At 30.3% G+C, this 980-nt stretch carries 1 protein-coding gene; it reads right to left on the bottom strand.

Annotation, left to right across the window (positions count from 1 at the left end; translation table 11 throughout):
* Positions 1-13: 13 nt before the first annotated feature.
* Positions 14-892, bottom strand: a complete 879-nt coding sequence (locus HXZ69_RS15215; RefSeq protein WP_286496464.1) for an IS982 family transposase — start codon at positions 890-892, stop codon at positions 14-16.
* Between the last annotated feature and the right edge of the window lie 88 nt (positions 893-980).

The following is a 980-nucleotide window of genomic DNA, read 5'->3' as shown; positions in this document are numbered from 1 at the left end:
ACCCGTAGTGCATTTAGGTAATATTAATTTTTAATTTGTTAATATTTCTATTTTGGTTTCTGTTTATTGATTGAATAATAGTAAGGGTTAGTATTTTTGATAGTATCCTTGTTTTAAACCCTAAAAAGCTTTTAGCATAATTACGTCTAATCATGAACTGATCGCATAATTGAGAGAATAACGTTTCTATCCTTTTTCTGTATTTGCGTATTACAAAAGGTTGATCTTTATAGCTTTTTTGATTTGTTCTCATAGGAACTTCCAGCTTAATATTGTGTGATGTAAACAAATCCAATTGGCATTCTGCGGATAAATATCCTTTATCACCTAAGAGCGTACAATTTTTAAATTGTTGTTTTATATCTTTCAGATAATGAATATCATGCACTGATGCTGGACTAATATCAAAACTTTGAAAGACACCTTCCGCTGAGCAAACCGCATGAAGTTTATACCCATAATAATGCATTTTCTGTGAAGCACAATAACCTTTATTTGGAATTGCATAATCGGTTTCTCTGCATATTTTGCTACGTGAGCTTCTTGATAATTTGCAAACTTCTAAAGGCATGCTATCCACAATAAAATACTTTTCAGAACCATTAAATTTTTCTGCTAACAGTTTTCGAATCCGTTCCATATGTATAAATAATCTTCTTTTTCGTCTATTATAAACACTGCGTTCTATAAGTGACTTAATATCAGAAGGTAATATTCTAAAAAGTTGATATTCACTATCAATACTCATGTATTCTGAAGTCAGATTTAGGGCAACTATTTCCAAGTCAGATAACCTGGGCTTTCGTATCTGAAATAAAAAATTCTCACTTTCAAGATCTAAACTCTTTAATACTTCTAAAATTTTATCGTAATTTGCTCTAAAGTTGTGCATTGAATTGTTTGTGTAGTAACTACAATTTACTGCTTTTTAGCAGGTTGTACAACTTTTATATACAATCTAATACAAATGCACTACCGGT

It is taken from the genome of Empedobacter sp. R132-2 (genome assembly GCF_030324375.1).
Lineage (GTDB): Bacteria > Bacteroidota > Bacteroidia > Flavobacteriales > Weeksellaceae > Empedobacter > Empedobacter falsenii_B.
The sequence above is the reverse complement of the archived record's forward strand: the minus strand, read 5'-3'. Positions and strand labels throughout refer to the sequence as shown.

Bases quoted from the DNA above. Each gene is read 5' to 3' on its own strand.
- HXZ69_RS15215 (WP_286496464.1), bottom strand. From the start codon at position 892: ATGCACAACTTTAGAGCAAATTACGATAAAATTTTAGAAGTATTAAAG.